The organism is Serratia sp. J2, from assembly GCF_046269175.1.
Lineage (GTDB): Bacteria > Pseudomonadota > Gammaproteobacteria > Enterobacterales > Enterobacteriaceae > Chania > Chania fonticola_C.
Window position 1 is genome coordinate 73,390 of the sequence record NZ_JBKABN010000023.1, and the last position, 26,336, is coordinate 99,725.

At 54.6% G+C, this 26,336-nt stretch carries 23 protein-coding genes; 14 read left to right on the forward strand and 9 right to left on the reverse strand.

All coding sequences use genetic code 11. The features are described 5' to 3' along the window. Positions 1-39: 39 nt before the first annotated feature. The 10 genes from dnaE (at position 40) to ACKWMY_RS21145 (ending at position 16,210) form a co-directional block, all read left to right on the forward strand. On the forward strand, positions 40-3,528 hold the full coding sequence (dnaE, locus tag ACKWMY_RS21100; RefSeq protein WP_024529514.1) for a DNA polymerase III subunit alpha: 3,489 nt from the start codon (positions 40-42) through the stop codon (positions 3,526-3,528). Positions 3,529-3,540: 12 nt separating this feature from the next. After that, on the forward strand, positions 3,541-4,500 hold the full coding sequence (gene accA / locus ACKWMY_RS21105; RefSeq protein ID WP_021806103.1) for an acetyl-CoA carboxylase carboxyl transferase subunit alpha: 960 nt from the start codon (positions 3,541-3,543) through the stop codon (positions 4,498-4,500). Positions 4,501-4,612: 112 nt separating this feature from the next. Continuing rightward, a complete protein-coding gene (locus ACKWMY_RS21110) occupies positions 4,613-6,751 on the forward strand; it encodes a lysine decarboxylase LdcC (RefSeq protein WP_024529515.1) in 2,139 nt (712 codons plus the stop codon). Positions 6,752-6,957: 206 nt separating this feature from the next. Beyond that, on the forward strand, positions 6,958-7,347 hold the full coding sequence (locus ACKWMY_RS21115) for a VOC family protein (protein WP_024529516.1): 390 nt from the start codon (positions 6,958-6,960) through the stop codon (positions 7,345-7,347). Between the two features lie 89 nt (positions 7,348-7,436). After that, positions 7,437-8,987, forward strand: coding sequence for a lysine decarboxylation/transport transcriptional activator CadC (gene cadC / locus ACKWMY_RS21120; protein ID WP_161712816.1), 1,551 nt, complete (start codon positions 7,437-7,439; stop codon positions 8,985-8,987). A gap of 414 nt (positions 8,988-9,401) precedes the next feature. Continuing rightward, positions 9,402-10,748 carry a cadaverine/lysine antiporter gene (gene cadB / locus ACKWMY_RS21125; protein ID WP_024485571.1) on the forward strand — a complete coding sequence of 449 codons (1,347 nt, stop codon included), beginning with the start codon at positions 9,402-9,404 and terminating at the stop codon, positions 10,746-10,748. A 96-nt stretch (positions 10,749-10,844) separates the two neighbouring features. Continuing rightward, on the forward strand, positions 10,845-12,983 hold the full coding sequence (cadA, locus tag ACKWMY_RS21130; RefSeq protein ID WP_021806099.1) for a lysine decarboxylase CadA: 2,139 nt from the start codon (positions 10,845-10,847) through the stop codon (positions 12,981-12,983). 59 nt (positions 12,984-13,042) lie between these two features. Beyond that, positions 13,043-14,503, forward strand: a complete 1,461-nt coding sequence (dtpD, locus tag ACKWMY_RS21135) for a dipeptide permease DtpD (protein WP_074031346.1) — start codon at positions 13,043-13,045, stop codon at positions 14,501-14,503. 56 nt (positions 14,504-14,559) lie between these two features. Beyond that, complete coding sequence (gene tilS / locus ACKWMY_RS21140) at positions 14,560-15,885, forward strand: tRNA lysidine(34) synthetase TilS (protein WP_409486995.1); 1,326 nt, start codon at positions 14,560-14,562, stop codon at positions 15,883-15,885. 10 nt (positions 15,886-15,895) lie between these two features. Next, the gene (locus ACKWMY_RS21145) at positions 15,896-16,210 is read left to right on the forward strand and encodes a c-type cytochrome (protein WP_074031344.1); all 315 of its coding nucleotides are present in this window, start codon (positions 15,896-15,898) and stop codon (positions 16,208-16,210) included. Between the two features lie 51 nt (positions 16,211-16,261). On the opposite strand, the gene rof is transcribed toward ACKWMY_RS21145, so the two are convergent. Both rof and ACKWMY_RS21155 read right to left on the reverse strand, forming a co-directional pair. Next, the gene (gene rof, locus ACKWMY_RS21150; RefSeq protein WP_223499701.1) at positions 16,262-16,519 is read right to left on the reverse strand and encodes a Rho-binding antiterminator; all 258 of its coding nucleotides are present in this window, start codon (positions 16,517-16,519) and stop codon (positions 16,262-16,264) included. Further along, positions 16,512-16,712, reverse strand: coding sequence for a YaeP family protein (locus ACKWMY_RS21155; protein WP_024529521.1), 201 nt, complete (start codon positions 16,710-16,712; stop codon positions 16,512-16,514). Before ACKWMY_RS21155 ends, rof begins: the two co-directional genes overlap by 8 nt. Before the next feature lie 214 nt (positions 16,713-16,926). On the opposite strand from ACKWMY_RS21155, the gene ACKWMY_RS21160 reads away from it, so the two are divergent. From ACKWMY_RS21160 to nlpE, 3 genes are read left to right on the forward strand one after another with little or no spacing between them, the layout of a single operon-like run. Beyond that, positions 16,927-17,475 (forward strand): YaeQ family protein, encoded by a 549-nt coding sequence (locus tag ACKWMY_RS21160; protein ID WP_065685544.1) that lies wholly within the window; start codon positions 16,927-16,929, stop codon positions 17,473-17,475. A gap of 3 nt (positions 17,476-17,478) precedes the next feature. Continuing rightward, positions 17,479-17,892, forward strand: coding sequence for an alternative ribosome rescue aminoacyl-tRNA hydrolase ArfB (gene arfB, locus ACKWMY_RS21165; RefSeq protein ID WP_024485567.1), 414 nt, complete (start codon positions 17,479-17,481; stop codon positions 17,890-17,892). Between the two features lie 41 nt (positions 17,893-17,933). After that, positions 17,934-18,617, forward strand: coding sequence for an envelope stress response activation lipoprotein NlpE (gene nlpE, locus ACKWMY_RS21170; RefSeq protein WP_024529523.1), 684 nt, complete (start codon positions 17,934-17,936; stop codon positions 18,615-18,617). A gap of 315 nt (positions 18,618-18,932) precedes the next feature. On the opposite strand, the gene ACKWMY_RS21175 is transcribed toward nlpE, so the two are convergent. From ACKWMY_RS21175 to metN, 7 genes are all read right to left on the reverse strand, one after another. Continuing rightward, positions 18,933-19,793 (reverse strand): YaeF family permuted papain-like enzyme, encoded by an 861-nt coding sequence (locus tag ACKWMY_RS21175; protein WP_074031342.1) that lies wholly within the window; start codon positions 19,791-19,793, stop codon positions 18,933-18,935. A gap of 65 nt (positions 19,794-19,858) precedes the next feature. Next, positions 19,859-21,577, reverse strand: a complete 1,719-nt coding sequence (proS, locus tag ACKWMY_RS21180) for a proline--tRNA ligase (protein WP_024529525.1) — start codon at positions 21,575-21,577, stop codon at positions 19,859-19,861. A 121-nt stretch (positions 21,578-21,698) separates the two neighbouring features. Continuing rightward, complete coding sequence (gene tsaA / locus ACKWMY_RS21185) at positions 21,699-22,406, reverse strand: tRNA (N6-threonylcarbamoyladenosine(37)-N6)-methyltransferase TrmO (protein WP_024529526.1); 708 nt, start codon at positions 22,404-22,406, stop codon at positions 21,699-21,701. Further along, positions 22,403-22,807 carry an Rcs stress response system protein RcsF gene (rcsF, locus tag ACKWMY_RS21190; protein WP_024485562.1) on the reverse strand — a complete coding sequence of 135 codons (405 nt, stop codon included), beginning with the start codon at positions 22,805-22,807 and terminating at the stop codon, positions 22,403-22,405. Before rcsF ends, tsaA begins: the two co-directional genes overlap by 4 nt. Positions 22,808-22,924: 117 nt before the next feature. Beyond that, a complete protein-coding gene (locus ACKWMY_RS21195) occupies positions 22,925-23,740 on the reverse strand; it encodes a MetQ/NlpA family lipoprotein (protein ID WP_021179941.1) in 816 nt (271 codons plus the stop codon). Positions 23,741-23,838: 98 nt separating this feature from the next. Further along, on the reverse strand, positions 23,839-24,492 hold the full coding sequence (locus tag ACKWMY_RS21200; RefSeq protein WP_021179942.1) for a methionine ABC transporter permease MetI: 654 nt from the start codon (positions 24,490-24,492) through the stop codon (positions 23,839-23,841). Then, the gene (gene metN, locus ACKWMY_RS21205; protein WP_074031341.1) at positions 24,485-25,516 is read right to left on the reverse strand and encodes a methionine ABC transporter ATP-binding protein MetN; all 1,032 of its coding nucleotides are present in this window, start codon (positions 25,514-25,516) and stop codon (positions 24,485-24,487) included. Before metN ends, ACKWMY_RS21200 begins: the two co-directional genes overlap by 8 nt. 186 nt (positions 25,517-25,702) lie before the next feature. Here metN and gmhB point away from each other — a divergent pair, with 186 nt between their 5' ends. Then, positions 25,703-26,266, forward strand: a complete 564-nt coding sequence (gene gmhB, locus ACKWMY_RS21210) for a D-glycero-beta-D-manno-heptose 1,7-bisphosphate 7-phosphatase (RefSeq protein WP_024529528.1) — start codon at positions 25,703-25,705, stop codon at positions 26,264-26,266. Positions 26,267-26,336: the final 70 nt, after the last annotated feature.

Genomic DNA, 26,336 nt, shown 5'->3' on the forward strand with positions numbered 1-26,336 from the left:
GGTTCAGTTTGCTGAACCCCAACACGTTGGTATCTGGATATGGCCGAACCTCGTTTTATTCATCTGCGCGTGCACAGTGACTACTCCATGATTGATGGATTAGCCAAGATTGGCCCGTTGGTGAAAAGAGCTGCCGCGTTAGCCATGCCAGCCTTGGCCGTCACCGACTTCACCAATATGTGTGGTCTGGTGAAGTTTTATGGCAGTGCGCACGGTGCCGGGATCAAGCCGATCATCGGTGCGGATTTCCATGTACAAAGCGAAGAGCTGGGCGATGAGCTGGCACAGCTTACCGTGCTGGCAGCCGATAACGTTGGCTATCAAAACCTCACACTATTAATCTCCAGGGCGTATCAGCGCGGTTATGGCCCGGCAGGCCCGGTGATCGATCGCGACTGGCTGATAGAACATCGCAGCGGGTTGATCCTGCTTTCCGGTGCACGCATGGGCGACGTCGGCAAGTTTCTGCTGCGTGGCAACCAGGCCCTGGTCGATCAATGCCTGGAGTTTTACCAGCAGCATTTCCCGGACAGCTATTATCTCGAACTGATCCGCACCGGCCGTGGGGATGAAGAAAACTATCTGCACGCCGCCGTAGCCCTGGCGACCGAACGTGGGTTGCCGGTAGTCGCCACCAACGATGTCCGTTTCCTGGTGGAAGATGACTTTGACGCCCATGAGATCCGCGTAGCGATCCATGATGGCTTTACGCTCGACGATCCCAAACGCCCGAAAAACTACAGCCCGCAACAGTACATGCGCAGCGAAGAGGAGATGTGCGAGCTGTTTGCCGACATCCCTGAAGCGTTGCTAAACAGCGTGGAAATTGCCAAGCGCTGTAACGTCACCATCCGTCTGGGCGAATATTTCCTGCCGCAGTTCCCCACCGGCGATATGACCACCGAAGATTTCCTGGTGCTCAAGTCCAAAGAGGGGTTGGAAGAACGCCTGGAGTTCCTGTTCCCGGATCCGGAAGTCCGTGCCGAGCGCCGTCCTGAATACGATGAGCGTCTGGATCTGGAACTGAAAGTGATCAACCAGATGGGATTCCCGGGTTACTTCCTGATCGTAATGGAGTTCATCCAGTGGTCGAAAGATAACGACGTGCCGGTAGGCCCGGGCCGTGGCTCTGGTGCCGGTTCGCTGGTGGCCTATGCGCTGAAAATCACCGATCTCGACCCGCTGGAATTTGACCTGCTGTTCGAACGCTTCCTGAACCCGGAACGTGTCTCGATGCCCGACTTCGACGTCGACTTCTGCATGGAAAAACGCGACCTGGTCATCGAACACGTGGCGGACATGTATGGCCGTGAGGCGGTATCGCAGATCATCACCTTCGGTACCATGGCGGCGAAAGCGGTGATCCGCGACGTGGGGCGCGTGCTGGGCCACCCTTATGGCTTCGTTGACCGTATCTCCAAGCTGGTGCCGCCCGATCCGGGCATGACGCTGGAAAAAGCCTTTGCTGCAGAGCCGCAACTGCCGGAAATCTATGAGGCAGACGAAGAGGTCAAAGCGCTGATCGACATGGCACGCAAGCTGGAGGGCGTGACGCGTAACGCCGGTAAACACGCTGGGGGCGTGGTGATTGCGCCAACCAAGATCACCGACTTTGCCCCGCTCTATTGCGATGCCGAAGGTAACCACCCGGTCACCCAGTTTGACAAGAACGACGTGGAATACGCCGGGCTGGTCAAGTTCGACTTCCTCGGCCTGCGTACTCTGACCATCATCGACTGGGCGTTGGAGATGATTAATGCCCGTCGTGCCAAGACCGGGTTGGAACCGATAGATATCGCGGCCATTCCGCTCGATGACAAGAAAAGCTTCGACATGCTGCAACGCTCGGAAACCACTGCGGTATTCCAGCTTGAATCGCGCGGCATGAAGGATTTGATCAAACGTCTGAAGCCCGACTGCTTCGAAGACATGATCGCACTGGTGGCGCTGTTCCGTCCCGGCCCGTTACAGTCCGGCATGGTAGATAACTTTATCGACCGTAAGCACGGGCGTGAAGAGATCTCCTATCCTGATATCCAGTGGCAGCATGAATCGCTGAAGCCGGTGCTGGAGCCAACCTATGGCATCATCCTGTATCAGGAACAGGTGATGCAGATCGCTCAGGTGCTGGCTGGCTATACGCTGGGCGGGGCGGACATGCTGCGTCGCGCCATGGGTAAAAAGAACCCGGTCGAGATGGCCAAGCAGCGTGGCGGTTTTGAAGATGGTGCGAAATCGCGCGGCATTGACGGCGAACTGTCGGTAAAAATCTTCGATCTGGTAGAGAAGTTCGCGGGTTACGGCTTTAACAAATCGCACTCCGCTGCCTATGCGTTGGTGTCTTACCAGACGCTGTGGCTGAAGGCCCACTATCCGGCCGAGTTTATGGCCGCGGTCATGACTGCCGATATGGATAACACCGATAAGGTGGTGGGGCTGGTGGATGAGTGCTGGCGCATGGGCCTGAAAATCCTGCCGCCGGACATCAACAGCGGGCAATATCACTTCCACGTTAATGACGAGGGTGAGATCGTCTATGGCATCGGTGCCATCAAGGGAGTAGGGGAAGGGCCGATCGAAGCGATTATCGAAGCGCGTAATTCCGGCGAGCAGGGGTATTTCAAAGATCTGTTCGACCTGTGCGCTCGTTCCGATATTAAAAAGCTCAACCGCCGTATTCTGGAAAAGCTGATCATGTCTGGGGCGTTCGATCGCCTGGGGCCACACCGTGCCGCGTTGATGAACTCCCTAGGGGATGCGCTTAAAGCGGCCGATCAGCACGCCAAAGCCGAAGCCATCGGCCAGGCGGATATGTTTGGCGTGTTGGCGGAAGCGCCGGAGCAGGTGGAACAATCTTACGCCAACGTTCCCCCTTGGCAGGAACAGGTGGTGCTGGATGGTGAACGGGAAACGCTGGGGCTGTATCTTACTGGCCACCCGATCACCCAGTACCTCAAAGAAATCGAACGCTATGCCGGTGGCCAGCGACTGAAAGATATGCACCCGACGGATCGCGGCAAGATGACTACCGCCGTCGGGTTGGTGATTGCTTCCAAGATCATGATGACCAAACGTGGCAACCGCATCGGCATTTGTACGCTGGATGACCGCTCTGGCCGTCTGGACATCATGTTATTCACCGATGCCTTGGAAAAATACCAGCATTTGTTGGAAAAAGACCGTATCCTGATCGCGACTGGACAGGTCAGCTTTGATGACTTTAACGGCGGGCTTAAAATGACCGCTCGTGAATTAATGGACATCAGTGAAGCACGTGAAAAATACGCTCGCGGGCTTGCTATCTCGCTGACGGACAGGCAAATTGATGACCAGCTTTTGAACCGTCTCCGTCAGTCTTTGGAACCCCATCGCTCGGGGACGATTCCAGTGCATCTCTACTATCAACGGGAAGATGCACGGGCAAGATTGCGCTTTGGTGCAACTTGGCGCGTGACGCCGACCGACCGCTTGTTGATAGATTTGCGGACCTTGGTAGGTAATGAGCAGGTGGAACTGGAATTTGACTAAAATAGGAATGCTATGAGTCTGAATTTTCTTGATTTTGAACAGCCGATTGCAGAGCTGGAAGCGAAAATTGACTCGCTGACCGCAGTCAGCCGTCAAGACGAAAAATTAGATATTAATCTGGACGAAGAGGTTCAGCGCCTGCGTGAGAAGAGCGTTGAGCTGACGCGCAAGATTTTTTCCGATCTTGGGGCCTGGCAGATTGCCCAATTGGCACGCCACCCGCGCCGTCCTTATACCCTGGATTATATCAAACACATCTTTACCGACTTTGAAGAGCTGGCAGGCGATCGCGCCTATGCCGATGACAAAGCCATTGTCGGTGGTATTGCGCGCCTCGATGGCCGCCCGGTGATGATCATTGGTCATCAGAAAGGGCGTGAAACCAAAGAGAAAATCCGCCGCAACTTCGGTATGCCGGCACCGGAAGGCTATCGCAAAGCGCTGCGCCTGATGGAAATGGCCTCCCGCTTCAAGATGCCGCTGATCACCTTCATCGACACCCCAGGTGCTTATCCTGGCGTGGGCGCGGAAGAGCGTGGCCAATCTGAGGCGATCGCCCGCAACCTGCGTGAAATGTCTCGCCTGAATATCCCGGTGATCTGCACCGTGATCGGCGAAGGCGGCTCCGGCGGGGCATTGGCGATTGGCGTTGGCGATAAAGTGAATATGCTGCAGTACAGCACCTATTCGGTGATCTCGCCGGAAGGCTGCGCCTCGATCCTGTGGAAAAGTGCCGATAAGGCACCGATTGCCGCAGAAGCAATGGGCATCACTGCACCACGCCTGAAAGAGCTGAAGCTGATCGATTCTGTGATCCCAGAGCCTTTGGGCTCTGCTCACCGCGACGTACCGGCAATGGCGGCTTCGTTGAAAGCCCAACTGTTGGCGGACCTGGCGGATCTGGATGGCCTGAACAACGAAGAGTTGCTCAACCGTCGCTATCAACGGCTGATGAACTACGGCTACTGCTGAGTTTGTACGCCTGATGACTAACCGCCTCCGGGCGGTTTTTTTATGCGCGTAAGACAGCCTCGGCTTTTTATGTTGTTATAAGCTATTGGTAGTTAACTAAAGGATAGCTGCGATGAATATCATTGCGATCATGAGCCCGATGGGCGTTTATTACAAAGACGAGCCTATCCGGGAGCTGCACGTGGCGCTGGCCTCAATGGGCTTCCAACTGGTGTTCCCGAAGAACAGCGGCGATCTGCTCAAGCTGATCGAACACAATGCGCGTATCTGCGGGGTGGTGTTCGACTGGGACGAATACAGCCTGGAGCTGTGCAGCGAAATCAACGAGCTGAATGAATACCTGCCGCTGTATGCGTTTATCAACACTCACTCCACCTTCGATGTCCACCTGCACGAAATGCGTATGGTGCTCTATTTCTTCGAGTATGGTCTGAACGCTGCCGACGATATCGCCCAGCGCATTCGCCAGTATACCGATGAGTATATGGACACCATCACCCCACCGCTGACCAAGGCGCTGTTCACCTATGTCAAGGAGGGGAAATATACCTTCTGTACGCCGGGCCATATGGCAGGCACCGCGTTCCAGAAAAGCCCGGTGGGCTGCCTGTTCTACGATTTCTTTGGTGCCAACACCCTGAAGGCGGATATTTCCATCTCGGTGACGGAGCTCGGCTCGCTGCTGGACCACACCGGCCCGCATCTGGAGGCGGAAGAGTATATTGCCCGCACGTTCAACGCGGAACAGAGCTATCTGGTGACCAACGGCACTTCTACCGCCAACAAGATTGTCGGCATGTATTCGGCACCTGCCGGTAGCACGGTGCTTATTGACCGTAACTGCCATAAGTCGCTGTGTCACCTGCTGATGATGTGTGACATCGTGCCGATTTATCTGCGCCCGTTGCGAAATGCGTACGGTATTTTAGGCGGCATTCCCCAGCGCGAATTTACCCGCGACAGCATTGCCGAGCGGGTGGCAAGCACTGTCAACGCCAGTTGGCCGGTACATGCGGTGATCACCAACTCTACCTATGATGGCCTGTTGTATAACACCGATTATATCAAGCAAACGCTGGACGTGGCGTCGATCCACTTCGATTCGGCCTGGGTGCCTTACACCAATTTCCACCCGATTTATGAAGGCAAAAGCGGCATGAGTGGCGATCGCATCCCGGGCAAGGTGATCTATGAAACTCAATCAACCCACAAGCTGCTGGCGGCGTTCTCTCAGGCTTCGATGATCCACATTAAAGGGGATTATGATGAGAACACCTTTAACGAAGCTTACATGATGCACACCACCACTTCACCGCATTATGGCATTGTGGCTTCAATGGAAACCGCTGCGGCGATGCTACGTGGCAATCCGGGGCGGCGCATGATTAACCGCTCCGTGGAGCGAGCCCTGCATTTTCGCCGTGAAGTGCAACGCCTGCGTGCCGAGAGTGACACCTGGTTCTTCGATATCTGGCAGCCGGAAGAGATTGACGAGGCACAGTGCTGGCCGTTGAACCCAGACGACAACTGGCATGGCTTTGGCCAGACCGACAGCGATCATATGTATCTGGATCCGATCAAGGTCACCATTTTGACGCCGGGGATGAACGAACTGGGTGAGCTGGAGGAAAGCGGGATCCCTGCCGCGCTGGTAGCGAAATACCTGGATGAACGTGGGATCGTGGTGGAGAAAACCGGGCCGTACAATTTGTTGTTCCTGTTTAGCATTGGCATCGACAAGACCAAGGCGATGAGCCTGCTGCGCAGCCTGACGGATTTCAAACGTGCTTACGATCTTAACCTGCGGGTGAAGAACATGCTGCCGGATCTGTATGCTGAAGATCCGGACTTCTACCGCCATATGCGCATTCAGGATCTGGCTGCCGGGATCCACCAACTGATCCGCCAGCACGATTTACCGGGCCTGATGTTGCGTGCGTTTGACGTACTGCCGGAGATGAAGCTGACGCCTTATGAGATGTTCCAGCAGCAGGTGCGCGGCAATGTAGAAACCTGCGAGATTGACCAGTTGGTCGGCAAGGTGGCGGCGAACATGATCCTGCCCTATCCGCCGGGCGTGCCGGTCGTGATGCCAGGGGAGATGATCACCGAAGAGAGCCGCGCAGTGCTCGATTTCCTGCTGATGCTGTGTTCGATCGGCGAACACTATCCAGGTTTTGAAACCGATATCCACGGGGCTAAACTGACCGAGGATGGGCGCTATCTGGTGAAGGTGCTGAAAACCGATTAGATAAGAATGGCCCCTCACCCTAACACTCTCCTAAAGGGAGAGTGGACCGATCGTGCCACATCCTGACTTTTGTATCCGGGGTTGGAGGGGAAATAAAACGTGCTACAGACCAACTCTCATACCTGATTACGGCTCTGTATTAGCTCTCTCTCCCTGTGGGAGAGGGTTGGGGTGAGGGGTCACTAAATAACTTACGGAGCTCATCCATGTTGGCATTACGACAGGTTCACCATATAGCGGTGATTGGTTCTGATTACGCTGCCAGTAAGCACTTTTACTGCGATATCCTGGGGTTCACCCTGTTAGCGGAATATTACCGCGAAGAGCGTGACTCTTGGAAAGCCGATCTGGCGCTGAACGGCCAATACGTCATTGAACTGTTCTCCTTCCCATCCCCTCCAGCCAGACCAAGCCACCCGGAAGCTTGTGGCCTGCGTCACCTGGCATTCAGCGTAGAGGATATCCAGGCATCGATTGCGCATTTACAGGCCGCTGGAGTCGTTTGCGAGCCGGTTCGGGTCGATCCCTATACCCAATCCCGCTTTACCTTTTTCAGCGATCCTGACGGATTACCGCTCGAATTATATGAACTATGAATGCTTAATCTGCTGAGAACGGCCCAAGTTATGGGCCGTTATGCTATCATCGCGCCCTTGCCCTCAGTGTCCACAGAGTTATTTCCGCCATGCAAGAGCCTGTTTTCCGCGTCGGGGAGTGGCTGATCACCCCGGCCGACAACCGCATAAGCCGTGATGGGCGTCAACGGACGCTGGAACCGCGCCTGATCGATATGTTGCAGTACTTCGCTCAGCACCCGGATGTGGTGCTCAGCCGCGACGAGCTGATTGATAACATCTGGAAGCGCAATATCGTCACCAACCATGTGGTGACCCAGTGTATTTCGGAACTGCGCAAATATCTGAAAGACGGCGATCCAGACAGCCCCGAATACATCATCACCGTCCCTAAACGCGGTTATAAACTGACGGCACCGGTCATGTGGTGTGAGGAAGGGGAAGACGCGCCGCCGTTGGTACCCCAGGTGGCCGTGGTGATGCATGAGCCAGAAGATGGCAGCGAGGAAGAGGCTCCCGCCTATGTCCCGCCGCGTCCGGCTACCAAGCCAAAGACCCTGTTACCCACTGCGGCAGGTCGTTTTTATCAACGCTCACCCTTTTGGGTCTGGCTGACTTTCCTGGCGGCGCTGTCTGCCTGCGTCGCCTTTGTCGGTATTGCGACCCTGTCTCAGCGCATACCTGTGTCCACCATGCCGGTGTTGCTCAACCCGCGTGATATCGATATTCGTATCCAGGGTGGTAACAGCTGCAGCAACTGGACGCCACAGCTCTCTTATGTGGTTGGCGTGAGTGAACTGGTCACCGACGCGCTGAATACCTATTCCACGTTCCTGGTGCACGATCAGACCAACTACAACTTTGCCGGGCCGAGCAGCTCCGGCAAGTCGCTGTATATCGAGTTCGTCAATCAACGCCATTACCGTGCCCAGCAATGCTTCCTGTCGGTGCGGCTGGTGGATAATGCCGACAGCTCGATCATGCTGGATAAGCGCTACTTTATTACCACTGATAATCAGCTAAAAATTCAGCAGGATTTCCTTACCAGCCTGTCGGCGGCGTTGAAACAGCCTTGGCCGCAGCAACTGGCACAGCGTTTGGCGCTGCTGCTGCCGCAAAATGGCCCGGCGCTGCAGCGTTTCTATCAGGCACATCAATTGCTGGTACAGGGAGATGCGGACTCACTGACCCGCGCCAGCAGCCAATTGGAGGCGATAATCAAAGCCTCGCCGGATTTTGAGTATGCCGTTGCCGAAAAAGCGCTGGTGGATTTGCTGCGTAATTCCTACCAACCTCTTGATGAGGCCGAGCTGGCACAGCTACGAACGGAAATTACCCGCCTGGAGGCGTTGCCGATATTGGCTGATTCCCCCATCTTGCAGCAGATAGTGACCGTCGATGCGCTTTCCCAAGGGAAAACGGATGAGGCTTACCGCGCCATTAATAAAGCTATCGATCTACAGATGTCATGGTTGAACTATGTATTACTAGGCAAAGTCTACGAAATGCAGGGCCATAACCATCAGGCTGCGGATTCTTATATTACTGCCTTCAACCTTCGTCCTGGTGAAAATACGCTGCATTGGATCCGTAATGGTGTATTCCAGACCTCAGTCACCGCAGTTGTTCCTTATTTAGACAACTACGACACACAAAAATAACTCCATTGCCAACCGTTGGCACAAATACAGCGACACTATAAGCCAAGGCAGGTGGGAGCCATACGGTTACGACCGTTGAGCGCAAGGATGCGCGATTCGAGCCCCCAGAAATGGATTTACGGCGCGTCGGTGTTCTGCATGACTCCCATCGGCTTCCCTCTTGACTACCGCCACTTCGTGCCAGTATCCTGTTGTTTATAAACAATGTTTACCTTTTCTTTAGCTCATGCTGCCACCTTGATATTTTCACCATAAACCTCAAGTTGTCATTTGTAGGATCATGAGCGTAATTTCACCTTATCTTTAGGACTTTATTTTGGCCTATCGTTAGCATCCTGATTATCAAGTCTGTTCATTAATCTCGCTTCTTAATGCTCAGCACTTATCAGCATCGATAATCAGGAGAAACTGACCATGGCTTCATCCAAGAAAATAGGGCTTATTGCCTGCACCGGCGTCGTCGCCGGTAATATGATGGGGAGCGGGATTGCCTTATTACCGGCAAACCTGGCAAGTCTGGGGTCTATCGCCATCTGGGGATGGGTGATTTCTATCGTCGGCGCGATGTCATTGGCTTATGTTTACGCCCGCCTGGCAACTAAAAACCCACAGCAAGGCGGGCCAATTGCCTATGCGGGGGAAATCTCCCCGGCGTTTGGTTTCCAGACTGGCGTGCTTTACTACCATGCCAACTGGATCGGTAACCTGGCAATCGGTATTACCGCCGTTTCTTATCTTTCGACTTTCTTCCCCGCGTTGAATAATCCAGTTCCGGCCGGGATTGCCTGTATCGCCATCGTCTGGATATTCACCTTTGTCAATCTGCTGGGGGGTACCTGGGTCAGCCGCTTGACCACGCTGGGTCTGGTACTGGTCTTGATCCCGATAGTGATCACCGCCGTGGCCGGTTGGCACTGGTTTGATGTTGCAACCTATCAAGCCAACTGGAATACCTCCGGTACCACCGACAGCCATGCAGTGGTGAAAAGTATCCTGCTCTGCCTGTGGGCGTTTATCGGCGTTGAATCCGCCGCCGTCAGCACCGGGATGGTGAAAAATCCCAAACGCACCGTACCACTGGCGACCATGCTCGGTACTGGCCTGGCAGGGATTATCTATATTGCCGCCACTCAGGTGATGAGCGGGATGTTCCCTGCAGCGCAAATGGCTGCCAGTGGTGCTCCCTTCGCCATCAGCGCCTCCGCCATTATGGGCAACTGGGCAGCTCCGATGGTATCCGCTTTCACCGCCTTTGCCTGCCTGACCTCGTTGGGTTCCTGGATGATGCTGGTAGGTCAGGCCGGGGTGCGTGCAGCCAACGACGGCAACTTCCCGAAAGTGTATGGCGAACTGGATAAAAACGGCATTCCGAAGAAGGGCCTGCTGTTGGCAAGCTGCAAAATGACCGCGCTGATGGTGTTGATCACCGTAATGAACTCCAGCGGTGGCAAAGCTTCCGACCTGTTCGGCGAACTGACCGGTATCGCGGTGCTGCTGACCATGCTGCCTTACTTCTACTCCTGCGTTGACCTGATCCGCTTTGAAGGTGTCAACGTGCGTAACCTGCTGAGCCTGGTGGCGTCGGTACTGGGCTGTGGGTTCTGCTTTATCGCCCTGATGGGCGCCAACTCCTTCGAGCTGTCCGGCACCTTTATCGTCAGCCTGATCATCCTGATGTTCTATGCCCGCAAAATGAATACCCGCCAGGTTGCCAAAGCAGCCGCTGCGGTCAACGACAGCGCCACGGCCAAAGCGCACTGAGATTGCGTGCTCTGACCCACTGAATTTACCCAGCCCCTTTCTTTCCGACCTGTCAGCCGCGACGGGAAGGGGCCCGCTTTGCCTGGAGAAATGATTATGAACGTTATTGCCATCATGAATCACATGGGTGTCTACTTCAAAGAAGAGCCGATCCGCGAACTGCATCAGGCGCTGGAAAGCCTGGACTTCCGCATCGTCTACCCTAATGACCGTGAAGATTTATTAAAGCTGATCGAAAACAATGCCCGCCTGTGCGGCGTGATTTTTGACTGGGACAAATACAACCTTGAGCTGTGCGAAGAGATCAGCCAGCTCAATGAATACATGCCGCTGTATGCCTTCGCCAACACTTATTCGACGCTCGATGTCAGCCTCAACGATCTGCGTATGCAGGTACGTTTCTTCGAATATGCGCTGGGTGCGGCAAAAGATATCGCCGCCAAGATCAAACAGAACACCGACGAGTATATCGATGCCATCCTGCCGCCGCTGACCAAGGCGCTGTTCAAATACGTGCGTGAAGGTAAATATACTTTCTGTACTCCAGGCCATATGGGCGGCACTGCCTTCCAGAAAAGCCCGGTAGGCAGCCTGTTTTATGACTTCTTCGGCCCGAATACCATGAAGTCTGACATCTCCATTTCGGTTTCCGAACTGGGTTCGCTGTTGGATCACTCCGGCCCGCACAAAGAGGCTGAAGAGTACATTTCCCGCGTGTTCAATGCCGAACGCAGCTACATGGTGACCAACGGCACCTCCACCGCCAACAAGATTGTCGGCATGTATGCCGCTCCGGCCGGCAGCACCGTGCTGATCGACCGTAACTGCCACAAATCATTGACCCATCTGATGATGATGAGTGACATCACGCCGATCTACTTCCGGCCAACCCGTAATGCCTACGGTATTCTCGGTGGCATCCCGCAGAGCGAATTCAGCCGTGCCACCATCGCCAAACGGGTGAAAGAAACGCCGAACGCCAGTTGGCCAGCGCACGCGGTGATCACCAACTCCACCTACGACGGCTTGCTGTACAACACCGATTTCATCAAACAGACTCTGGATGTTAAATCGATCCACTTCGATTCTGCTTGGGTGCCTTACACCAACTTCCATCCGATCTATAAAGGCAAATGCGGCATGAGCGGCGGCCGGGTTGAAGGCAAGGTGATCTATGAAACCCAGTCGACCCACAAACTGCTGGCGGCGTTCTCGCAGGCTTCGATGATCCACGTGAAGGGTGACATCAACGAAGAGACCTTTAACGAAGCCTATATGATGCACACCACCACCTCGCCGCATTATGGCATCGTGGCGTCCACCGAAACCGCCGCTGCGATGATGAAGGGCAACGCCGGTAAGCGCATGATTAACGGTTCCATCGAGCGTGCCATCAAGTTCCGTAAGGAGATCAAACGGCTGAAAGTGGAGTCCGAAGGCTGGTTCTTTGACGTCTGGCAGCCGGAGCATATCGATGAGCCAGAATGCTGGCCGCTGCGTTCCGACAGCGCCTGGCACGGCTTCAAAAACATCGATAACGAACACATGTATCTCGATCCGATCAAGGTGACCATCCTCACCCCAGGGATGAGCAAAGAAGGTGAGATGCAGCCGTTCGGTATCCCGGCCAGCCTGGTAGCCAAATACCTGGATGAGCGCGGTATCATCGTGGAGAAAACCGGCCCGTACAATCTGCTGTTCCTGTTCAGCATTGGTATCGATAAAACCAAGGCGTTGAGCCTGCTGCGTGCGATGACCGATTTCAAACGCTCGTTCGATTTGAACCTGCGGGTGAAAAACATGCTGCCATCGCTGTATCAGGAAGCGCCTGAGTTCTATGAAAACATGCGCATCCAGGATCTGGCGCAGAACATCCATCGCCTGGTCGAGCATCATAACCTGCCGGACCTGATGTACCGCGCCTTCGAAGTACTGCCAACCATGGTGATGAACCCTTACCACGCCTTCCAGAAAGAACTGCACGGCGAAGTGGAGGAAGTCTATCTGGAGGATATGGTCGGCAAGGTCAATGCCAATATGATCCTGCCTTATCCTCCAGGCGTGCCGTTGGTGATGCCGGGTGAAATGCTGACCGAAGAAAGCCGCCCGGTGCTCGAGTTCCTGCAAATGCTGTGTGAAATCGGCGCGCATTATCCGGGCTTTGAGACCGATATTCACGGGGCATACCGCCAGCCGGATGGTCGCTACACGGTGAAAGTGTTGAAAGCGGAATAATGGCATCACAGGGGAAAGCACAGACGCTTTCCCCTTTGTTATCCTGATGGGAGTACACCATGAAAACACCCTCACAGCCGCGCGCTATCTACTACGTCGTTGCGATACAAATCTGGGAGTATTTTAGTTTTTACGGCATGCGCGCGTTACTGATCCTCTACCTGACCCACCAGTTAGGCTATTCCGATAGCCACGCCATCACCCTTTTCAGCGCTTATGCCTCTTTGGTTTATGTCACCCCCATTCTGGGCGGCCTGCTGGCCGATCGCCTGTTGGGCAACCGCGTCTCGGTGATTGCCGGGGCGGCCTTGATGACCTTGGGCCATATCGTATTGGGGCTGGGAGCGGTCTCGGCCAACTCCCTTTACCTGGCGCTGGGCATCATCATCTGCGGCTATGGCCTGTTTAAATCCAATATCAGCTGCCTGCTGGGAGAGCTGTACCAGGCGCAGGATCCACGGCGGGAAGGCGGGTTTTCTCTGCTGTATGCCGCGGGGAACGTTGGCTCCATCCTGGCTCCGATCGCCTGTGGGTTAGCCGCTGAACGCTATGGTTGGCACGTCGGCTTTGCACTGGCGGGAATAGGGATGTTTGCCGGGCTGATGATCTTCCTGTCGGGGAGCAAACACTTTCGGCATACGCGCGGGGTGAATATCCCGCTGATACAGGCCACCACGTTACGCTTGCCGCATTGGTTCTGGCTGGTGGCAGGGGGGCTGTGTGCTCCGCTGTTTTTCGCGCTGTTGTTCATTCACAACTGGGCCGGATATCTGCTTGGCGTGGTGTGCGCCGCTGCGGTGGTGATCGTCATGCGTATCCTCTGGCGGGTGAGCGGTGAGCAACGGCGAGCGTTATGGCAAATCATCATCTTGATGCTGCTGGGAACGCTGTTTTGGGCCTTTGCCCAACAGGGCGGCAGTTCGATCAGCCTGTTTATCGATCACTTTGTTGACCGGCAATGGTTCTCTTGGTCGGTGCCTACAGCGCTGTTCCAGTCGGTAAACGCCTTTGCGGTCATGCTCGGCGGCGTGCTGCTGGCCTGCCTGATGCGTAACAGCCAGGGAAACGCTCAGACCGTGCGCATCTGGTGCAAGTTTGCCTTTGGCCTGCTGTTGATTGCTGTGGGCTTTATGCTGATGGCATTAAATGCGCGCTGGGGGGAACTGCACGGCCAGGCCTCGATGGGGATGATGGTGGCAGGGCTGGCGGTGATGGGATTTGCCGAACTGTTTATCGATCCGGTAGCGATGGCTCAAATCACCCGGTTGGATATTCCTGGTGTCACTGGCGTGCTGACTGGTATTTATATGCTGGCGACGGGCTCGGTGGCTAATTACCTCGCGGGCCTGATTGCCAACCAGACCACCGAAAGCCAGTTGGGTAATGCGATGATTGAAGCTTACGGCAAGGTTTTCACCCAGATTGGCTGGGGAGCAGCAGGCAGTGCGGCCTTGGTGTTGGTGGCTCTGGTGCTGTGGTGGGGAATGACCCGTCGCAATGATAGCGCGGTTAATGCTTGATTGATGGCGGTGGGCTGGTTAACGTGCAGTTATGTAGATGTCACTAAGCTCAATTGATGAAGACCCACCACCTCCTGACACAGATTGCCGACCATCTAGGGGCTGAGCGCCAACTGCTGCTGGCGTTCAGCGGCGGTCTGGATTCCAGCGTACTGCTGCACCTGCTGGTGCTGTTGCGCCAGCAGCAACCGGACATCGCTCTGCGCGCGGTGCATGTGCACCATGGCCTGAGCCGTTTTGCCGATGATTGGGTGGCACATTGCCAGCAGCAATGTGAACGCTGGCAGGTCCCGCTGGTGGTAAAACATGTTCAGCTAGAGGGGCGGCCTGGGGGGATCGAGGCCGCGGCCCGTTCGGCCCGCTACGCTGTTTTCGCAGAAACGTTGACCGCAGACGAGACTTTGCTGACGGCGCAGCATCTTGACGATCAATGTGAAACCTTCTTGCTGGCCTTAAAACGGGGCAGCGGCCCTGCGGGACTGTCTGCCATGGCCGCACAAACCCGCTTGGGTAACAATCCCTTATTGCGCCCGCTGTTGGGAATATCGCGCCAGCAGTTGGAAGCCTACGCACACCAGCATCAACTGCAGTGGATCGAGGATGACAGCAATCAGGATCCCCGCTTCGATCGCAACTTCTTACGTCTGAACGTTTTGCCGATAGTGAATCAACGTTGGCCGCATTTTGCTGCCGCCACCGCACGCAGCGCTGAATTATGTGCCGAGCAGGAGCAACTGCTTGATGAGCTGCTGGCCGAGCAATTAACCCAACTGCTGGATGGCGAAAACTCGCTCGCTATCGCCGAATTGGCTACCTGCTCTGCTGCCAGGCGCTATGCTTTGCTACGGCGCTGGATTGGGCTGTTTGGTGTCACCATGCCTGCGCGAGATAGCTTGCATCGGCTATGGCAGGAAGTGGCATTAAGCCGGGAAGATGCCGAACCGCAGCTGCAACTCGGGAACTACCAGATCCGCCGTTTTCGCCAGCGCCTGTACCTGCTACCGCTGATGGCTGATCTGAGCGGCACACGATTGCCCTGGCCTAATGAGGCTCCACTGGCATTACCAGACGGACTGGGTACTCTGTACGTGGGCGAAGGTGAATGCCTGGTACGCGCCCCTTTAGAGCATGAGTCGGTCAGTGTGCGCTTTACCGCCAAGGGCAGGGCGCGGATTGTTGGCCGTACCGGTTCACGTCCGATCAAAAAACTGTGGCAAGAGTTGGCTATTCCACCGTGGCAGCGTGAACGTATCCCGTTGCTCTATTATGATGAGCAGTTAATCGCTGCCGTGGGCGTATTTATTACTGAGGAAGGGCAAGCGTCTGCGGGGCAACCGGCCTGGCGGCTTGGCTGGAAAAAAAATAATAACAATCTGCTGTGAGGAGTGGGCAATGAAATTGGTGAGCGTAATGGTAGTGATGGCCAGCGTACTGAGTTTTTCCGCGATGGCGGCGGGCGATGCGGTGGCAGGCAAGGATAAATCGGCCAGCTGCATGGCCTGCCACGGCGCGGAAGGCAAAGTTTCGGTTCCGATGTACCCGAATCTGGCCGGGCAAAATCAAATGTATCTGGAGCACTCTTTGCAGGCTTACAAGAAAGGGGAGCGCTCTGGCGGGCAGGCGGAAGTGATGAAGGCCTATGTCTCAGGTCTGTCGGATGAGGATATTGCCGACCTGGCGGCCTATTACGCCAGCCTGAAGCCTTAAATGACGAGGGCAGCCCTTGGGCTGCCCTGTGGAGATGGCGTTACCGCAAAGTCAGTCTGACAGGCTGACAACCACGGTACCGATTTCCGGATGACTGAAACTGAGGATGTGATCCAGACGCAAGCTGAGAGCACTTCCGGCCTGATCGACAATCAGGTACTCAACGCCCTTGGTAAATTTCAACTCGGTGGCAATGCCTTCGAACTTCTCTCCGTCGCGTAACTCTAGCTTCAGAATGTAGTTATGCTGACAGGCGAGTTCCAGGCTTTCATAGTCATCGCAATTGATGGATTGGTACTCATCATTCATCAACATGGTCGCTCACCAATAAGTTAGCGGCGGCAAATGCCGCCTGTTCCCTAACGGAGGACGGCAGCTCGCTATTCGCGGCAACCTCGTCCAATGCCTTTAACACACATGCTAGTGCATCCGGCACGTAGCCTAGATCTCCACTGCCGATCTGAGCGTAAAAACGTCGTACTAACTCACAGTATTGTTGCACAATGGCCTCCCTTTAGGATCTCTGCATTATTGCCACGCAGGCTGCAATAAGGCACAGACACTCGGGGTTAAATCCTATCTAAAGGACTATAGCACAGGTGTTAGGGAGTTATTAGTTCCTCTTTTTGGGCATTAGTCCACTCCTGATGCTCCCCGTGCTGGCTGCGGGCTGCCCTGATCAAGTACAATGTGGCCTGTTAATAATGAGGTTACCCATGGCGCTGAAAGCAACAATTTATAAAGCCACGCTCAATATCGCTGATATGGATCGTCACTTTTACTGTGATACCACACTCACCCTGGCCCAGCATCCTTCAGAAACCGAACAGCGCATGATGCTGCGCCTGCTGGCCTGGATCTGCCATGCCGATGAGCGCCTGGTGTTTACCAAGGGACTGAGTGCGGAAGACGAGCCGGAAATCTGGCGGCGCAACGACCATAACGGGCTGGAAATGTGGATAGAGCTGGGGCTGCCGGATGAGAAGCGCATCAAAAAGGCCTGCAATCAGTCACCTAGGGTGGTGCTTTACGCCTATGGTGATCGTGCCGGGCATGTCTGGTGGCAGTCTATGCAGAGCAAAGTCGCCAACCACAAGAACCTGAGTATTCGTTTTCTCGATGATGAACAACTGTCCCGCTTGACCGCGTTAGCCAGCCGCAATATGACGCTACAGGCCACGCTGCAGGAAGGGACCATCTGGCTGTCAGACCTTCAGAATAGTCTGGAAATTCAATTTGCCGAATGGCAGCAGGCGCAGGAATAACCGGTGCTGGAACTGTCAAGAAACGTAGCCATACCGGACAACGAAATAGAATTAACGGCGATCCGCGCGCAGGGTGCGGGTGGTCAGCATGTGAATAAAACCTCAACGGCGATCCATTTGCGCTTTGACATCCGGGCATCCAGCCTGCCAGAGTACTATAAAGAACGGCTGTTGGCGCTTAACCATCATTTAGTGACCGGTGATGGGGTGGTGATTATCAAAGCGCAGGAATATCGCAGCCAGGAAATGAATCGTGAAGCGGCACTGGCCCGGCTGGTGGCGCTGATCCAGCAGGCGATGGTGGTCGAAAAGACGCGTAGGGCAACCAAACCCAGTAAAGGGGCCAAATTACGCCGTCTTGAAGGCAAGGTGCGCAAAGGTGCCACCAAGGCACTGCGCGGCAAGGTTCAGCCTTAGCCTACGCCGTGGATATCAATGGATGACAACAGGAGAATAACTTGAAGCAAATAACTATCGCCCTGTTTTTAGCGGCAGGAGCCCTTTCATTGCTGGGATGTAACAATCAATACCAGCCAAAAGAACAAGCGCTTCAGCCGATGCAGCAGAGCTATCAGGGCTTATTGCCTTGTGCGGACTGCTCCGGGCTGGACACATCGCTGTTCCTCGATGAGGACGGCACCTTTGTGTTGCAGGAAACCTATCGTGGCGCTAAAGATGGCGATCAAACCTTTGCCAGTTACGGCACATGGGCGCGTACGGCAGATAAGCTGGTGCTGACCGAAAGCAACGGTGAAAAACGTTATTTCCACCCGGAAGGCAAGCAATTGAGAATGCTGGACCGCAGTGGAGCACCGATTGTCTCTCAGCTTAATTATGTGCTGTCGCCGGTGACCAAAGCCTTGCCGAAAACGCCGATGCCGTTGACCGGGTTGTATACCTATATGGCCGACGCGGCGGTATTTAAGGATTGTGCCACTGGCAAAACCTTCCCGGTAGCGAATAATATCGCGTTGGAGCAGGGCTATCTGAAGGCTCAGCGGGCGCCGGGCGAACCGGTATTCCTGATGTTGAACGGGCATTTCAGCGTGCAGCCTTCCATGGAAGAAGGGCAGATGCAAAAAGCGCTGATCCCGGAACCCGGTGGCAAGATCACTTTCGACAGCAGCAAGAGCTGTAACTGATTCCCCTCACCCCAGCCCTCTCCCACAGGGAGAGGGAGCTGCCCGGAGTTCTTGATGAGTTCGTGCGGCTTCGGAATGTAGGGAGTAGGAACAAAAAGATAAGGTATTACGCAGAATAATCAGCGAACTCGATCGGTTCCCTCTCCCTCTTGATGAGTTCGTGCAGCTTCGGAATGTAGGGAGTAGGAACAAAAAGTTAAGGTATTACGCAGAATAATCAGCGAACTGGATCGGTTCCCTCTCCCTCTCGATTAGTTCGTGCGACTTTGGAATGTGGGGAGTAGGAACAAAAAGTTAAGGTATTACGCAGAATAATCAGCGAACTCGATCGGTTCCCTCTCCCTGTGGGAGAGGGTTAGGGTGAGGGGCCTGATTTTTTGCCAACGCCCGCGAGCGTAAATAGATCCCCGGCTTGATATGGCCAACGTAAACCAGCGCTTTGCTAGGTGCCAGCGTGGCAATATCCCCTTCCCGCATATGCAGTAAATCGCCCGGACTGACCCAGCCTGGGGCGGCCAATGTCAACGGATGCCCCGCGTTTTCAAACGCGGCAATCACAAACTCCGAACAGAAATACGACGACTCGGCACCGGTCGGCGCCTTGAGCTGGGCTGCGGCCAGGCCTTTGACACATTGCTGGCGGAAATCGGCAGAGAAGGGGTTCAGCGAACACAGCTGCTTGGTCATCATAAAGGGCACCATCTCGGCAATGCCCAGATAGTTATACCGGCTGCCGGCTTTTTGGCTGGCGAATTGGCGGATTTGGCTAGCCTGCTCCGGTGTCAGATCGGGGATGCGCAAAGCAAACATCTTGTCGCTATGGGTCAGCGCATCTTTCAGGCTGATAATCTGCACGCCTTCCCCTACCGCTTCGGCAACCTGGCCTTCGCCAATATACACGGCCACATGGCTGACTGACGAAGTACTCAAGATACGGATCCCGAGTGATTTCAAACCAATAGTTGAGGAGAACAGCAGGTCTCCCTCTTGCAGATCGGCCTGATTGATTTCTCGCAGAGTTTTTCCAGGGGCGGAGCTTAACGATTGGAACTGAACGTTGACGGGATTGATGGAATGTTTTTCACGGTCGGATAGGCCTACGTCCATGGTACAACCGGTCAAAAAAACTGAAAGCAAAGCAAATAGGCGGGTAGCCGGGGGGCTGCGTAATGGCATAAGTTAATCCTTTAACAACAACATCCATCAATAAAGCCCCCCATCTGGGGGGCTTTGTCTAGCGATTAGCGTTGGATCTGGCCCAGCAGGAAATCAACGATTTCGCCGGTTTTGATCATCTGCTTCTCGCCAACACGGCGATTTTTATACTCAATTTCTTCGCTGTCGAGGTTACGATCGCCGATCACGATGGAGTGAGGTACGCCGATCAGTTCCATATCGGCAAACATCACGCCTGGGCGCTCTTTACGATCGTCCAGGATCACGTCGATGCCATGTGAACGCAGGGTATCGTACAATTCTTCAGCCAGTGCCTGCACGCGGAATGACTTGTGCATGTTCATTGGCAGAATCGCTACCTGGAACGGGGCAATTGCGTCCGGCCAGATAATGCCACGGTCATCGTGATTCTGTTCGATGGCGGCAGCCACCACGCGCGTCACGCCGATGCCGTAGCAACCCATGGTCAGCACCTGATTACGACCATCTTCACCCTGAACGGTGGCTTTCATCGCTTCTGAATACTTGGTACCCAGCTGGAAGATGTGGCCCACTTCGATACCGCGCTTGATCAGCAGCGTACCTTTCCCGTCTGGGCTGGCATCGCCTTCCACCACGTTACGGATATCGGCGCTCTGTGGCAGCGGCAGATCACGCTCCCAGTTGATGCCAAAGTAGTGTTTACCATCGATGTTGGCACCCGCGCCGAAGTCGCTCATAGCGGCTACGCTGCGATCGACAACCACTGGGATCGGCAAATTGACTGGGCCAAGGGATCCTGGGCCTGCGCCGACGATTGCACGGATTTCTTCTTCCGTGGCGAAAGTCAGTGGAACCGCGACCTGTGGCAGTTTCTCGGCCTTGATTTCATTCAGCTCGTGATCGCCGCGCACCAGCAGGGCAACCAGCTTGTGGCCACTCTCTTCACGGGCGTGCACCATCAAGGTTTTCACCGTTTTCTCTACTGGCAGTTGGAATTGCTCTACCAGCTCGGCGATGGTTTTGGCGTTCGGCGTATCGACGATGCGCAGTTCTTCCGTTGCCGCAGCACGTGGCTGTGCAGGGGCAACCGCTTCGGCCAGCTCGATGTTGGCAGCATAGTCGGAACCGGTTGAGAACACGATATCGTCTTCACCGCTGTCTGCCAGCACCTGGAATTCATGCGAAGCGCTGCCACCGATAGAACCGGTATCGGCCAGCACCGGACGGAAATCCAGACCCATGCGGTTGAAGATCTTGCTGTAGGCCTCGTACATCGCGTCGTAGGTGACCTGCAAGGATTCCTGGGTGGTATGGAAGGAATAGGCGTCCTTCATCAGGAATTCACGCGAGCGCATTACGCCAAAACGTGGACGAACCTCGTCACGGAATTTGGTCTGGATCTGGAAGAAATTCAGCGGCAGCTGCTTGTAGGAGCTGATTTCGTTGCGGATCAGATCGGTGATCACTTCTTCATGGGTTGGACCAAGCACAAAGGGACGCTCGCCGCGATCGACAAAGCGCAGCAATTCCGGGCCATATTGCTCCCAGCGGCCGCTTTCCAGCCAGAGGTCGGCGGGCTGAACAACCGGCATGGAAACTTCGATCGCGTTAGCATTGTTCATTTCTTCGCGAACGATGTTTTCAACCTTCTTCAGAACGCGCAGGCCGGTCGGCAACCAGGTATAAAGACCGGAGGCCAGCTTGCGGATCATCCCGGCGCGTAGCATCAGCTGGTGGCTGATCACTTCGGCGTCGGCAGGTGTCTCCTTCAGTGTGGAGAGCAGATATTGGCTTGTACGCATGGTGTTTTGGTTCCGTTAGAACTGCAAATTGCATCGGGCTGCCAGGGTTGGCCGCCAAAATTTTCAAAAGTGGCTTAGTTTACCAGCGCAAGCCGGTTGTCAAAAGAGAGCGGGCGGAATTTTAACGGGCGTCGAGCGACAACACTTCGCTTTGACTATCAACGATCCGCCAGCGCACGTTGAACTCCAATAACCATACCGCATATTCGCGCCCGCTGGCTTCTTCTTTTCGATAGGCGGGGCGAGGATCTTGCGCCAGAACCTGAGTGATAAAACGGCGCAGGTTGGGATAGCGCCGCACATGTTGCTGCAGCTGTTGTTCCGCTTCGGGCGAGAAATACACCGGCATATCGCCAGCAGGAGCCGCCTGAGCAAACCCGGCTCGCGCTTGCGGATGGCTTTCGGCAAACGGCAAATAGGGTTTGATATCGACCACCGGCGTACCGTCAACCAAATCCAGGCTGCCCAGCTCCAGTACCACCTCGCCCCCTTGAGTCCGAATGCCTTTCAGCTCGATCAGGGACATACCCAACGGGTTAGGGCGAAAGGTCGAACGGGTGGCGAACACACCCATACGCGCATTGCCGCCCAGACGAGGAGGCCGCACGGTAGGACGCCAGCCTCCTTCCATGGTTTGATGAAACACAAACATCACCCACAGATGGCTGAACTCACTGAGGCCACGTACCGCTTCGGGCTGATTGTAAGGCGGCAGCAACAGCAGTTCACCGCCGCCGTCTTCCACTAGCCCTGGTTGACGGGGAACCGCGAATTTCTCTTTATACGGAGAACGGATGGTGCCGATCTGCTCAAAAACAAATTCGGTCATTTGGCAGAGACGTTAAGCGCAGAGCCTTGGCAGATGGCCTGCTGGTAACAACCGGCGACGCCGCTGACAATCTGGCAGTCATGCAGTAGCACCGCATTGGCCTTCATGTAGGAAGCCCGGGTCTGCATACGCTTACGTGCGGTATTCAGATTTGGCGGAGAGTCCTGAACCGTGGTCTGACAGGATTCGCCAGAAACCTCACCTAAATCGCGGAAAGGCTTGCCAACCAGTTCTTCTGCACTCTTGTACAGTTTTACCGGGGCCGGGCGGGCTGCTGGGGTGGCTTTTACCGGAGCGGGAGCGGCCGTAGTTGTTGTGCTGTTTGTTGTGGATGGAGCCGTGTGCTGCGTTGAGCATCCAGTCAGCGCGAGCGCTAACAAACAGAGAGGTAAAACACGCATTGAGAGTCCCTGCCATTTTATAATCAAAGTGGCGCTATTGAAGCAATCTCTGGCGCAAATAACAAGACGGGCCGTAGCCCGTCTTGCAATTATCGGAATAAAATGGCTAAGGAACGATTACCAGCCTTTTACTGCGCCACCGTTAAAGATCTTGTTGGCCGCTTCGTTAACTTCGTCAGACTGGTAAGCCTGAACGAATTTCTTCACGTTTTCCGCGTCTTTGTTATCTTCACGGGCAACCATGATGTTGACGTAAGGTGAGTCTTTATCTTCAACAAACAGACCGTCTTTGGCCGGCGTCAAACCAATCTGGCTGGCATAAGTGGTGTTGATGATGGCCAGTGCGATTTGCTGATCGTCCAGTGAACGTGGCAGCTGTGGTGCTTCCAGCTCAACCAGCTTCAGGTTTTTCGGGTTCTCGGTCACGTCCAGTACGGTTGGCAGCAGGCCAACACCGTCTTTCAGCTTGATCAGACCCTGTTTTTGCAGCAGCAACAGTGAACGGCCCAGGTTGGTTGGATCGTTAGGCAGTGCTACCTGTGAACCTTCTTGCAGCTCATCAATGGATTTGATCTTTTTGGAGTAACCGGCGATCGGGTACACAAAGGTGTTACCTACCGTAACCAGCTTATAACCACGATCCTTGATCTGCTGATCCAGGTAAGGCTTGTGCTGGAAGGCGTTGACATCGATATCGCCTTTGCTCAGGGCTTCGTTTGGCAACACGTAGTCGTTGAAGGTGACCAGCTCAACGTCCAGGCCATACTTATCTTTTGCCACTTTTTGTGCCACTTCAGCCACTTGCTGTTCAGCACCAACAATAACACCCACTTTGATATGGTTTGGATCTTTTTCATCCTGGCCACAACCGGCCAGAGCCAGAGTACCGATCAGTGCGCCGATTGTTGCGATGGATTTAAATTTTAACGACATATCCCTTCCTCAATTAGACTCGCATATGAAATACGCTTTACTCTTTATCCTGCCGGGTGCAGCAAAGCTATCGAGTAGATGTCAGCGCGTGGGTAAAGCTATTTGTGGGTAACGGCCTTCACGATACGGTCGCCACCAAACTGGATCAGATACACCAGCACCACCAGTAATATTAATACCGTATTCATCACGGTAGCGTTATAACCAATATAACCATACTGATAACCAATTTGACCTAAGCCACCGGCACCGACGGCACCGCCCATTGCAGAATAGCCCACCAGGGTGATCAGCGTGATGGTAGCGGCATTCACCAAACCTGGCAGCGCTTCAGGCAACAGCACTTTGGTGATGATTTGCATAGGAGTCGCACCCATGGCACGAGCGGCTTCAACCAGACCTGACGGAATCTCCAACAGGGCGTTTTCTACCATACGGGCGATAAAGGGAGCCGCGCCTACGGTCAGTGGAACGATAGCCGCCTGCAAACCGATAGAGGTGCCAACGATCATGCGAGTGAACGGGATCATCCAGACCAGCAGGATAATGAACGGGATGGAACGGAAAATGTTCACCAACCCGGACAACACCTTATAAACGGTATTGTTGGCAATGATTTGCCCGGGGCGGGTCACATATAACAGTACGCCAACCGGCAAGCCAAGCACAAAGCCAAAGAAGCCGGAGACAAAGGTCATCGTAACGGTTTCCCACACGCCACGTGCCATTAACCACATCATTGCCTCAGACATAACCCAGAACCTCTACTTTTACCTGATTTTCTTGTAGGAACTTAATCGTTGCCTGTGCATCTTCATCGGAGCCGTGCAGTTCAGCCAGCATCACGCCGAACTTCACGCCGCCAGCGTAATCCATCTGTGCGCTGATAATATTGTTGTTCACGTTGAAGCGACGGGCCGCTTCTGACAGTAACGGTGCATCAACCGAGCGGCCGGTAAACTCCAGGCGTAACAGCGGCTGACGGCCACCGGTACGCTCAGGCACCAGGCGCGCGGCGTAGTCGTCCGGGATATCCAGATGCAGCGTAGCCTGGATAAACTGCTGTGCCAGCGGCGTCTTGGGGTGTGAAAACACTTCGCTCACGCTGTCTTTCTCAATCAACTGGCCCTGGCTGATCACCGCAACCTGATCGCAGATACGTTTCACTACGTCCATTTCATGGGTGATTAGCAGTATGGTCAGCCCCAGACGGCGGTTGATGTCTTTCAGCAGTTCGAGAATGGAGCGGGTGGTGGCTGGATCCAGTGCACTGGTCGCTTCGTCGCACAGCAACACCTTAGGATTGCTGGCCAGAGCACGGGCGATGGCCACACGCTGCTTTTGGCCGCCTGACAGATTGGCGGGGTAGGCATCGTGCTTGTCTGACAGACCAACCAGCTCCAGCAGTTCGACCACGCGTTTTTTGATTTCCGCGCGTGGGGTGTTGTCCAGCTCCAACGGCAGGGCAACGTTACCGAAGACCGTACGTGAAGAGAGCAGGTTAAAGTGTTGGAAGATCATGCCGATCTGGCGGCGTGCGCGCGTCAGCTCACCTTCAGACAGAGAGGTCAGATCCTGGCCATCAACCAGAACGGTACCTGACGTCGGGCGCTCAAGCATGTTGGCGCAGCGGATCAGCGTACTCTTACCGGCGCCGGAGGCACCGATGACGCCATAAATCTGTCCGGCAGGAACGTGAAGAGTCACGTCGGTGAGTGCGCTAATGGAACGCGACCCCTGCTGGAACACTTTGGTGATGTTGGAAAGTTTAATCATATTCTTCTTATTTTTAGCTTGGTTGCCGTGGCCTAATAAAGAGAGACCTTGGTCAGCGCCAAGGTCTGGATCAGATGTTAAGGCGTCTAGACGTCCAAGTCAACGTTAACGCTATTCTTCATCATTCTCAGTCTCGGCGAAAACATGCGATACTGGGGCGGTTTTCAGGCTTTCAGGAGCATACCGGTGACACAACGCGTTCCAGCAATTTTCTTAGATCGTGATGGCACGATTAATATCGATCATGGCTACGTCCATGAAATAGATGATTTCCAGTTTATCGATGGCGTGATTGACGCCTGTCGTGAACTGAAAAACATGGGCTTCGCGCTGGTGCTGGTCACCAACCAGTCTGGCATTGCCCGCGGCAAATTCAGCGAAGACCAGTTTATGCGTCTGACAGAATGGATGGACTGGTCGATGGCCGACCGCGATGTCGATCTGGACGGCATCTATTTCTGCCCACATCATCCTGAAGCAGTAATAGAAGAGTATCGCCAGGTTTGTGATTGCCGCAAACCGCAGCCGGGCATGTTGCTACAGGCGCAGAAAGAACTGAATATCGATTTGGCCGCTTCTTATATGGTTGGCGACAAAATCGAGGATATGCAGGCGGCAGCAGCGGCAGGTGTCGGCACTAAAGTGTTGGTACGCACCGGCAAGCCAGTAACTGAAGAAGGTGAGAAAGCGGCGGATTGGGTGCTAAACAGCCTGCAAGAGCTGCCTGCAGCGATTAAAAAGCGGGTTTAAGCAGCGTTATGCATGAATAGTGAGCGGTCGGAAGAAAAGTGCATATTAACCCTTGTCATTCTGAACCAGC

Excerpts from the sequence above, each read along its gene's own strand:
- cadB (WP_024485571.1), top strand. The coding sequence starts at position 9,402 with ATGGCTTCATCCAAGAAAATAGGGCTTATTGCCTGCACCGGCGTCGTC.
- rcsF (WP_024485562.1), bottom strand. The coding sequence starts at position 22,807 with ATGCGTGTTTTACCTCTCTGTTTGTTAGCGCTCGCGCTGACTGGATGC.
- cadC (WP_161712816.1), top strand. The coding sequence starts at position 7,437 with ATGCAAGAGCCTGTTTTCCGCGTCGGGGAGTGGCTGATCACCCCGGCC.
- ACKWMY_RS21160 (WP_065685544.1), top strand. The coding sequence starts at position 16,927 with ATGGCGCTGAAAGCAACAATTTATAAAGCCACGCTCAATATCGCTGAT.
- ACKWMY_RS21200 (WP_021179942.1), bottom strand. The coding sequence starts at position 24,492 with ATGTCTGAGGCAATGATGTGGTTAATGGCACGTGGCGTGTGGGAAACC.
- cadA (WP_021806099.1), top strand. The coding sequence starts at position 10,845 with ATGAACGTTATTGCCATCATGAATCACATGGGTGTCTACTTCAAAGAA.
- ACKWMY_RS21110 (WP_024529515.1), top strand. The coding sequence starts at position 4,613 with ATGAATATCATTGCGATCATGAGCCCGATGGGCGTTTATTACAAAGAC.
- ACKWMY_RS21145 (WP_074031344.1), top strand. The coding sequence starts at position 15,896 with ATGAAATTGGTGAGCGTAATGGTAGTGATGGCCAGCGTACTGAGTTTT.
- dnaE (WP_024529514.1), top strand. The coding sequence starts at position 40 with ATGGCCGAACCTCGTTTTATTCATCTGCGCGTGCACAGTGACTACTCC.
- metN (WP_074031341.1), bottom strand. The coding sequence starts at position 25,516 with ATGATTAAACTTTCCAACATCACCAAAGTGTTCCAGCAGGGGTCGCGT.
- ACKWMY_RS21115 (WP_024529516.1), top strand. The coding sequence starts at position 6,958 with ATGTTGGCATTACGACAGGTTCACCATATAGCGGTGATTGGTTCTGAT.
- proS (WP_024529525.1), bottom strand. The coding sequence starts at position 21,577 with ATGCGTACAAGCCAATATCTGCTCTCCACACTGAAGGAGACACCTGCC.
- tilS (WP_409486995.1), top strand. The coding sequence starts at position 14,560 with ATGAAGACCCACCACCTCCTGACACAGATTGCCGACCATCTAGGGGCT.
- accA (WP_021806103.1), top strand. The coding sequence starts at position 3,541 with ATGAGTCTGAATTTTCTTGATTTTGAACAGCCGATTGCAGAGCTGGAA.
- ACKWMY_RS21195 (WP_021179941.1), bottom strand. The coding sequence starts at position 23,740 with ATGTCGTTAAAATTTAAATCCATCGCAACAATCGGCGCACTGATCGGT.
- dtpD (WP_074031346.1), top strand. The coding sequence starts at position 13,043 with ATGAAAACACCCTCACAGCCGCGCGCTATCTACTACGTCGTTGCGATA.
- tsaA (WP_024529526.1), bottom strand. The coding sequence starts at position 22,406 with ATGACCGAATTTGTTTTTGAGCAGATCGGCACCATCCGTTCTCCGTAT.
- rof (WP_223499701.1), bottom strand. The coding sequence starts at position 16,519 with ATGAATGATGAGTACCAATCCATCAATTGCGATGACTATGAAAGCCTG.
- ACKWMY_RS21175 (WP_074031342.1), bottom strand. The coding sequence starts at position 19,793 with ATGCCATTACGCAGCCCCCCGGCTACCCGCCTATTTGCTTTGCTTTCA.